Source organism: Collimonas sp. (genome assembly GCF_044339385.1).
GTDB lineage: Bacteria > Pseudomonadota > Gammaproteobacteria > Burkholderiales > Burkholderiaceae_D > Collimonas.
This window is the reverse complement of record NZ_JBIIVN010000108.1, coordinates 1-9,240: the sequence shown is the minus strand read 5'-3', so window position 1 is coordinate 9,240 and position 9,240 is coordinate 1. Positions and strand designations below refer to the sequence as shown.

At 55.6% G+C, this 9,240-nt stretch carries 8 protein-coding genes; 7 read left to right on the top strand and 1 reads right to left on the bottom strand.

The features are described from left to right. Positions 1 to 139 precede the first annotated feature (139 nt). The 4 genes from lpdA (at position 140) to ACIQ0R_RS08775 (ending at position 4,182) form a co-directional block, all read left to right on the top strand. Positions 140 to 1,567: a dihydrolipoyl dehydrogenase gene (gene lpdA, locus ACIQ0R_RS08790; RefSeq protein ID WP_395826273.1), complete on the top strand. Its 1,428-nt coding sequence runs from the start codon at positions 140 to 142 to the stop codon at positions 1,565 to 1,567. Positions 1,568 to 1,579: 12 nt separating this feature from the next. Beyond that, complete coding sequence (locus ACIQ0R_RS08785; RefSeq protein ID WP_395826271.1) at positions 1,580 to 1,996, top strand: hypothetical protein; 417 nt, start codon at positions 1,580 to 1,582, stop codon at positions 1,994 to 1,996. Between the two features lie 180 nt (positions 1,997 to 2,176). Next, positions 2,177 to 3,274: a cell division protein ZapE gene (zapE, locus tag ACIQ0R_RS08780; RefSeq protein ID WP_395826269.1), complete on the top strand. Its 1,098-nt coding sequence runs from the start codon at positions 2,177 to 2,179 to the stop codon at positions 3,272 to 3,274. 53 nt (positions 3,275 to 3,327) lie between these two features. Beyond that, positions 3,328 to 4,182: a hypothetical protein gene (locus ACIQ0R_RS08775; protein WP_395826267.1), complete on the top strand. Its 855-nt coding sequence runs from the start codon at positions 3,328 to 3,330 to the stop codon at positions 4,180 to 4,182. Positions 4,183 to 4,205: 23 nt separating this feature from the next. On the opposite strand, the gene ACIQ0R_RS08770 is transcribed toward ACIQ0R_RS08775, so the two are convergent. Then, the gene (locus ACIQ0R_RS08770; RefSeq protein WP_395826265.1) at positions 4,206 to 5,012 is read right to left on the bottom strand and encodes a PP2C family protein-serine/threonine phosphatase; all 807 of its coding nucleotides are present in this window, start codon (positions 5,010 to 5,012) and stop codon (positions 4,206 to 4,208) included. 206 nt (positions 5,013 to 5,218) lie between these two features. On the opposite strand from ACIQ0R_RS08770, the gene ACIQ0R_RS08765 reads away from it, so the two are divergent. The 3 genes from ACIQ0R_RS08765 (at position 5,219) to ACIQ0R_RS08755 (ending at position 9,224) form a co-directional block, all read left to right on the top strand. Beyond that, positions 5,219 to 5,425, top strand: a complete 207-nt coding sequence (locus tag ACIQ0R_RS08765; RefSeq protein ID WP_395826263.1) for a YdcH family protein — start codon at positions 5,219 to 5,221, stop codon at positions 5,423 to 5,425. Positions 5,426 to 5,483: 58 nt separating this feature from the next. Next, entirely contained in the window at positions 5,484 to 7,544 is a 2,061-nt protein-coding gene (locus tag ACIQ0R_RS08760) for an ATP-dependent DNA helicase (protein ID WP_395826261.1), read from the top strand. Between the two features lie 225 nt (positions 7,545 to 7,769). After that, positions 7,770 to 9,224: a Ppx/GppA family phosphatase gene (locus tag ACIQ0R_RS08755; protein WP_395826259.1), complete on the top strand. Its 1,455-nt coding sequence runs from the start codon at positions 7,770 to 7,772 to the stop codon at positions 9,222 to 9,224. Positions 9,225 to 9,240 lie beyond the last annotated feature (16 nt).

The window sequence follows — 9,240 nt, the reverse complement described above, 5'->3', positions numbered from 1 at the left end:
CAGAAAAACCGGGACAGCGCCGCGCAGCTGTATTGGAGGCAGGAAGTGCTTCTTAAACTATGCAGATATTTGTCTGGACAGATGGGTCCACTTTAATAAGCTGGCATATATTGGTCAGGCAATAACTCGAAGGATGGAAATGAGCAAGCAATTTGATGTCGTGGTGATCGGTGGCGGTCCCGGCGGCTATATCGCAGCAATTCGCGCCGCGCAGTTGGGTTTTAATACTGCATGTATTGATGAGTGGAAAAATGCCAAGAACGGTCCAGCGCCTGGTGGCACCTGTACCAACGTTGGTTGCATTCCGTCCAAGGCGCTGTTGCAGTCGTCTGAGCACTATGAGCACGCAGGCCATGCGTTCGCCGAGCACGGTATCAATGTTAAGGGCCTGGAGCTGAACCTGGGGCAGATGCTGGCGCGCAAGGATGGCGTTGTCAAACAGAATAACGAAGGAATTCTGTACCTGTTCAAGAAGAACAAGGTCACCTTTTTCCATGGCCGCGGTTCGTTCGTCAAGGGCGATGCCAACGGCTATGAAATCAAGGTTGCCGGTGCCGCCGAAGAAACCATCAGCGCCAAGCACATCGTCGTGGCCACTGGCTCCAATGCGCGTGAACTGCCAGGCACTCCCTTCGATGAAAAAATGATCCTGTCAAATACCGGTGCACTGGCAATTGACGCGGTTCCGGCTAAACTCGGTGTGATTGGCGCCGGTGTGATCGGTCTCGAAATGGGTAGCGTCTGGCGCCGACTGGGGTCTGACGTCAGCGTACTGGAAGCATTGCCGACATTCCTGGGTGCGGTCGATGAACAGATCGCCAAGGAAGCCAGCAAGCTGTTCGCCAAGCAAGGCCTGAAAATTAGCCTGGGCGTAAAGATCGGCGCTATCACCACCGGTGAAAATGAGGTCGCCCTTGAATATGTCGATGCTGCCGGTGCGGCGCAGAAAGCCGTGTTCGACAAGCTGATCATATCGATTGGCCGTAGTCCGAATACTATCGGCCTGAATGCCGAGGGTGTTGGCCTGCAACTCGACGAGCGTGGTTTCATTGCTGTCGATGGCGATTGCAAAACCAATCTGCCGAACGTCTGGGCAGTTGGCGATGTGGTGCGCGGCCCGATGCTGGCGCATAAGGCAGAGGAAGAGGGCGTTGCCGTTGCTGAGCGCATTGCCGGGCAGCATGGCCATGTCAACTTCAACACGATTCCGTGGGTTATCTATACTTCGCCGGAAATCGCTTGGGTCGGCAAGACAGAACAACAACTGAAGGCCGATGGAGTAGTATACAAGGCTGGCACTTTTCCGTTCCTGGCCAACGGTCGGGCGCGTGCCTTGGGTGACACCTCGGGTATGGTCAAATTCCTGGCAGATGCCAAGACCGACGAAATTCTGGGTGTTCACATTGTTGGGCCAATGGCCTCAGAACTGATTTCAGAAGCCGTGGTGGCAATGGAATTCCGCGCCTCTGCGGAAGATATTGCCCGTATCTGTCATGCCCACCCATCCTTGTCGGAAGCGACGAAGGGAGCGGCACTGGCGGCGGACAAGCGGTCCCTGAATTTCTAAGGGAGAAACAACATGCGTTATCTGATCCTGTCGCTGGGAGTGGTGTTGTCCGGCTGCGCAACGACGGCATCGGATAACGGTCACGTGTTGATCGAGGCGACTTCCGCTAACCGGCAACTGGCCGGTGCCCGCTGTGTCGTCAAGACCGATAGCAGCCGTTGGGATGTCGTCACCCCCGGCGATGTTTTGATTGTAGAGGCCGATGGCGACTTGCATGTGGTGTGCAATAAGCCCGGCTATCGCACTGCCGAAGTGGTTTATCGCGCCCCTCCGGGGCTCAATTCCCCGAGTGTTGGGATGGGCGCAGCCGGTGGCAGCGGCGGGATCGGCGGCACTGCAGCCGGACTTGGCATCAATCTGCCGCTGACTTTCAGCGGCAAGGACAAGGCCTATCCGAGTCGTGTGCTCATAGAGATGGGGCCTTCGTAGTCGAATCCGTTGTCGTTCTGAATTGATGTGGGCGAGCGCAAGCGCGCCCATTTTTGTTTCACCCGCGGGTCGGCAACCGGTGGTGGACATGGCGGATCGGAGTTGTTGATCTGTTAGAATTCTATCAATTTTATCGGTCGCAGCATTGGTGTTGGCCTTCCATCAAGAATTGAAAAAACAATGAACGTTTTAGAATTTTATGAACAGGCACTGACACAACGCGGCTTTCAGGCCGATGCAGCGCAACTACGCGCCGTCGAGCGCTTGCAACGGTCTTATGACGAATGGGTTGCATACAAGGCGCAGCGTTCCAATTCATTTAAACGCCTGATTAATCGCCCTGATGTACCGCGCGGCGTGTATATGTGGGGCGGCGTCGGGCGCGGCAAGTCATTCTTGATGGATAGCTTTTATTCCGTGGTGCCTGTAGTGCGCAAAACGCGCCTGCATTTTCATGAATTCATGCGCGCCGTGCATCGTCAAATGGACGAGCTCAAAGGGGTCGCCGATCCGTTGGATGAGGTGGCGAAGCGGGTGGCGAAGAAATATCGGCTGATTTGTTTCGATGAATTCCATGTCTCCGATATTGCCGATGCCATGAGTCTCTATAACCTGCTCAAGGCGATGTTCGACAATGGCGTGTCGTTTGTCATGACATCGAACTACGAGCCGAGCACCTTGTATCCGGATGGCTTGCACCGCGATCGTATGCTACCCACCATCAAGCTGCTGCAAGACAACCTGGACGTCATGAATATTGATGCTGGCATCGATTATCGCAAGCGGGCGCTGGAGCAAGTCCAGACCTATCATACGCCGCTTAATGGGGATACCGATCGGGCGTTGCGTCATGCTTTTGCGGGTGTGGCGGAAACTGCCGATGAAGATCCTATCATCGACATTGAAGCGCGTAAAATCAAGTCCTTGCGCCGAGCCGGCGGGGTTATCTGGTTCGATTTCAATACTCTGTGTGGCGGGCCGCGCTCGCAGAACGATTATCTTGAAATTGCCAGCCGCTTCCATACGGTGATATTGTCCGGTATCCCACAGATGTCGGCAGCGATGTCTTCCGAGGCGCGCCGCTTCACCTGGCTGATCGATGTGTTCTATGATCACAAGATCAAATTGATCATGTCGGCTGCGCTGCCGCCGGAGGAGCTATACACCCAGGGTATGCTGGCCAATGAGTTCCATCGCACCGTATCGCGTATTGTGGAGATGCAGTCGCGCGAATATATGGATGCAGAGCGGCGCTCCGAGGCCGATTCGATCGTCTAGACCGATGCCGTTGCCGGGCACCCTGAATAATGTTGAGAAATGGATAGGATCACGTGGAATTCGCCTCTTTGATTTTGGCTACTCTGTCGCCGTCGAGTGCCACCATGCGCCTGCAGCGGGGTGCCGCGCTAGGCATGACCGTCGCACTGTTGACTTGGTCTGGTGCCGCGGCGGCGGCGGATACGGTGGCTTCATTGAAGCCGGTTGCCGAGCCGGCTACGGAACTCACCACGCGCTATCCGCTGGAGTCGCTGACGACGGTGGAGACTGCAAATAAAGCCGTTGCCGATGCGGCCACTGCCAGGGCTGAGGTCGAAGCGCGCGATCTTGAGCAACGGCGCGCCTGTTATCAAAAGTTCTTCGTGAATCATTGCTTGGATATAGCCAGGGAGCAGCGTCGATTGGCGATGAAGGCGATTCGTCCAATCGATATTGCTGCCAACGCCTTTTTACGTCGTGAGCGTGCCGATGAACGAGACCGTGCGCTCGTAATACATGAAGCCGGCCTGCCCGCTGAAGCCGCACAGAAGGCACAAGACCGGAAGGAAAAGGAGCTGTCTAATGCCGATAAGCTGCGGCAAAGCGCGGCAAAAGAAAAGGAAGTCGCGGCCAAGACTGCACAGCACGCCGGTGAGGCTGATAAACGCATCGCCGATCATGGCGCCCGCCTGAAAAAAGCGCAACAGGACGAGGCTGCAAAAGCGCAGGAGCGCGCCGATAATGTCGCGGCTTTTAACAGAAAAGCACGAGAGTCGGCAGAGCGTCAGCGCCAAGTCGCTGCTAACAAGGCTGAAAAGGCCAAGGAACTGGCGGCCAAGAAGGCTGCCACCGCTTCGGCCCCGGCAAACTTGGCGCCGACACCGACACCGACACCGACACCGACACCGCCATCAGTGTCAGCGCCGTAAAGCAATGTGGCTCGCCGCACGCTCTATACTGCCCGGCGCATCTTTTTGACTGTATAGTTTGACGCTTCTTTGGGCGGCGCCACCAGCTTGATGATTGCAAAAGTGCAGTTGTCGGCAGTATGCCCTTCGGAGCGCTTGCGTGTTTTGGTAATCAGCATTTCAGCAGCATCGCGCGGCTTGTTCATGGCGATCGCTGCGCCTAGTTCGTCCTCAGTAAAGTAATGCCAGAGCCCATCCGAACAAAGTAGAAAGGCGTCGCCTGCTTTCAGACCGGTATGGCGGTTGATGGTGACTTGCGGGATGTTGGCGCTCGATCCCAGCGCATTGAGCAGGATATTCGACAGATTGTGCGATTTGGCTTGGGTGCGCGAAAGCTTGCCTTCGCTGACCAGCTTCTCCACGTACGAGTGATCGATCGTGTGCTCCGCAAAATTGGGGCCATCGAAGCGGTACAGGCGTGAATCGCCGACATGACCCCAGGTGGCAGTGCCGTCGGGCGCAAGGACAAGTATCACCATGGTCGTATGCGGGTCTTTGTCGTTGGAAAAGCCGCTCAGCTTGATCACGGTATGCGTCTCAAGCGCAATGTTATGCAGCATTTCTTCAACGTTGTCGGCCAGCGGCGAAAAGCCTTCGAAAATCTGTTTGGCAGTGCAAATCACCTGCTCGGCAGCCAGTGCGCCGCCACTGCGGCCGCCCATGCCGTCGGCCAGCACCGCCATCACGTAGCCCGGTGCCTTGGGCGCGGTAAACAATGCCACACGGTCTTGTTGTTCTTTTCGGTCGCCGATATGCTGGCCTGTTCCTGCTTCGATCTTGTATTGGCTCATTCGTCTGGGTAGATTAAACTGCATCCTGTTCTAGGAAATTCCATATTTGCTTGTTGCGCATCCGCTAGCGATCAATTCGTTGACAATTCAACCTTATTTGCTCAAAGTCATTGTTTTGCGTAAATGCGCCAGGCGAATCAGGAATTATTATACGCACGTATTATTTCAACGCATTTCTATGTGTCAACTTTTTCCAGCGCCAGAATATGACCATCATTGACCGGGAAGAAATCCTTCGGCGCATTATAGAACTCGAAGTCGAGCATCGCGACCTCGATGCCACCATTCATACCATGACGAATCAGGTCTTGCATGAAGAACTGCAATTGCGCCGCTTGAAGAAGCGGAAACTGCAACTTAAGGATCAGATAACGCTGTTAAAAATGCAATTAATTCCTGATATCCCTGCCTGATAGCCCGCACTCAGGCTGATAAGATATAACCCTCATCAGCCGTTCTCAGTAAGTTACCTTGATCGAAGACACATCCCCCGCGCCCATCGAAGGCGTAAGCAGTGACGCAGTCGCCGTTGTAAGCGGTATCCACGACGACGATGTCGATCGCTTGTTTGCCAGTTCCGGCCCGCTGGGGCAGGCGGTTGGCGGCTTTCGTCCGCGTCAGGCGCAAACTGAAATGGCCAAAGCAATCGCTAATGCGATTGATCAGCAGCGTACTTTGATCGCCGAAGCTGGCACCGGCACCGGCAAGACTTTCGCCTACCTGGTTCCGGCACTACTGTGGGGCGGTAAGGTGATTGTCTCGACCGGCACCAAAAATCTACAGGATCAATTGTATTTGCGCGATATCCCGACTGTGCGCAAAGCCTTGAGTGCGCCGGTGTCGGTGGCGCTACTGAAAGGCCGCGCCAACTACGTTTGCCATTTTCATCTGGAACGCACCTTACAGAATGGCCGTATGACCTCGCGCGAGGATGTCGGCTACCTCCGGGAAATCTCGCGCTTCATGAAGACGACCTCGTCCGGCGACAAGGCCGAGTTGTCAAAGGTGCCCGAAACTGCGCTGATCTGGAATCTGGTGACCTCTACCCGCGATACCTGCATGGGCGCAGAATGTCAGTATTATCAGGACTGTTTTGTCATGAAGGCGCGCAAAGAGGCGCAGCAGGCCGATGTAGTGGTGGTCAACCACCATCTTTTCTTTGCCGACGTGGCGTTGAAAGACAGCGGCGTGGCGGAGTTGCTGCCGTCTGCCAACACGATTATTTTTGACGAGGCACACCAATTGCCGGAAGTGGCGACGCTATTCTTCGGTAATACCGTGTCGACGTCGCAAATTCTGGAATTGTGCAGGGATGTGCTGGCGGAAGGTCTGTCGCATGCGCGCGACGGTGCTGACTGGGCACAAGTGGTATTGCCGGTCGAGAAAGCGGCGCGCGATCTGCGGCTGGCGTTTCCGCAAGATGTGGTGCGGCTGGCGGTCAACCAGATCGCCCCATCAAGTGTGTTCTTTCCGGCGCTGGAGACCATGCGCGAACAGCTGCACGGCATGATTGCGGTGCTTGAAAAGCAGGCCGAACGGGCTGAAACCATTGAACAATGCCGCACTCGCGCAGTCGAGTTGGGCTATCAGCTGGACGCCTGGAGCAGTGCATCGGCTGGCAGTGTCAAGACGCCAAAGAAAGCCAAGGGCGCCGAACCTGACGACGAGGGGAGTGTGCTGTGGGTGGAGGCGTTTTCCTCCTCGTTGCAGCTGCACCAGACGCCGTTGTCGATTGCACCGATCTTCAATAAGCAGCGCGAAGGTGTTGCCAGGTCGTGGATATTCACTTCGGCAACGCTGGCGGTGAAGAATGATTTTCAGCATTACGCTGCGCAGATGGGCTTGTGGGACGAGCCTGCGCAATCCTGGCCCAGTCCCTTTGATTATGGTCAGCAAGGTCTGTTGTACGTGCCGCAGCACCTGCCGCAACCGAATTCGCCGGACTATACCGATGCTGTTATCGACGCCGCGCTGCCCGTGATCGAGGCTTCCGGCGGTCGCGCTTTCCTGCTGTGTACCACGATTCGTGCTGTCAATCGCGCCGCTGAAAGGCTGCGCGCCGAATTCGAGGCGCGCCATCTGAATTTTCTCCTGCTGGTGCAGGGTGAGGCCGGTCGCACCGAACTACTCGACCGTTTCCGCGCCGCCGGCAATGCTGTATTAATCGGTAGCCAGAGTTTTTGGGAAGGGGTCGATGTGCGCGGTGAGGCGTTATCGTTGGTGATCATCGACAAATTACCGTTTTCGCCGCCGGATGATCCCGTATTAGCGGCGCGCATCGATGCTCTGGAGGCGAAAGGCATGAACGGTTTCATGCATCATCAGTTACCGGCGGCTATCATCAACCTGAAGCAGGGCGCCGGTCGTCTGATTCGTGATGAAACCGATCGCGGCGTGTTGATGATTTGCGATCCACGCCTGATATCGAAGGGGTATGGTCGGCGTATCTGGCAGAGCTTGCCGCCTTTCAAAAGGACGCGAGAGCTCGATGTCGTGCAGGCATTCTGGCGCACGCCCGTGAATAACGGTTGACTTCTGGCGAACGCCGATTGCGCTTGTGGGGTAACGCATCGTGCAGTACATTGTCATGCCGATACGATAAAATTTGGCTTCGCCTACTCTGGAGCGACCGATCCGGAGCTCGCCTGAATTTGTCATCAAATCGTAATAATCAATCTTTATTGTCGCAACTAGCCTCTTGTAAGGGGCATCATAGAAGTGTTTTTTGTCGAACGTTCTTTTGCATAAAGGTAAGCAATGTTTGCAGCAGTGGATTTGGGGTCCAACAGTTTCCGTTTGCATATCGGCAAGTACAATGGCGATGCGATTCGCGTCATCAAGAGCGCGCGCGACCCGATTCGACTGGCCGCCGGCCTCGACAGCAAAGGCTATCTGACCGAGCAGGCCATGCAAGTCGCGTTGGATTCACTCTCGCGCTTTCGTAGCATCCTGGCAGACTATCAATTAGAGGCGGTGCGCGTGGTCGCAACCAATACCTTGCGCGTCGCCAAAAATGCCGCCGAATTCCTGCCGATCGCCGGGCAGGCAATCGGTTATCCGATTGAAATCATTTCGGGCGAGGAGGAGGGGCGCCTGATCTATATGGGGGTTGCCAGTATGCTGCGCCTGCCAAATGAAAAACGGCTGGTGCTCGACATCGGCGGCGGTTCCACCGAACTGATCCTGGGGCGCGGGCAGCAGATCGAGCGGGTCGAATCGTTCGGTATCGGCACCGTCAATCAGAGCTTGGCTTTCTTTGCCGATGGCCAGATTAGCGCGGCCGCGTATGATGCCGCGGTGCTGTCGGCACGCAGTCATTTTGAAGATGCGGCGCCACCTTACCGGCCGCAGAACTGGAGCCATGCATATGGTTCATCCGGGACCATTCGGGCGATCGCCGAAACTATCGAAAAAAACGGTTTGGGCGACCACCGTCTTTCCTACACCAGTCTGGAAGCACTGAAAAATTGTTTTGTCGAATTCGGTCATGTCAGCCGCATTGATTTGCTGGGCATGAAGCCTGAGCGTGCCGCCGTGATGGTGGGCGGCTTGGCAGTGCTTATCGGACTGATGCAAGAACTTGGCATTGAAGTTATTCAGCCTATCGAGGCGGGCTTGCGGATGGGTGTGATGTGGGATTTGCAGTTACGCGGAACGCGCCTGGATCGGCGCGACCAGTCGGTGCATGATTTCTCTCAACGTTTTCACGTTGATCAGTTGCGCGCCAGCCGCGTTGCTGAAGCGGCAACTTCCCTGTTCGAGATGCTCAAGCCAAACAACGATATGCTGAGCCAATATCTTCATTGGGGTGCATTGTTGCATGAGGTAGGCTTGGTGGTATCGCAAAGCGGTTACCACAAGCACGCGGCCTACCTGATTGAAAACGCCGATCTGTCCGGATTTACGACGCGTGAACAGCACGTGATGAGCATACTCATCCTTGGGCAGAAGGGGAATCTGCGCAAAATCAGCGACGCATTGCTGGAGCCCGATTTTGCCAAGGCAGTTCTGGCGTTGCGTTTGGCGGTCATGTTCCTGCACTCGCGCATTGAGGTCGATCTTGACGAATTGCGCTTGAAAATGAAGAGCAAGATCGAGCTCGACATCAAGCGCGACTGGATCGAAGACCATCCGACAGCCAGCTATTGGATGGCTAAGGAGCAGGAGTTCTGGCGCGAGATCGGCGTCGATTTCGCAATTCGCACTACCTGAAACTGATCTTGCCGAA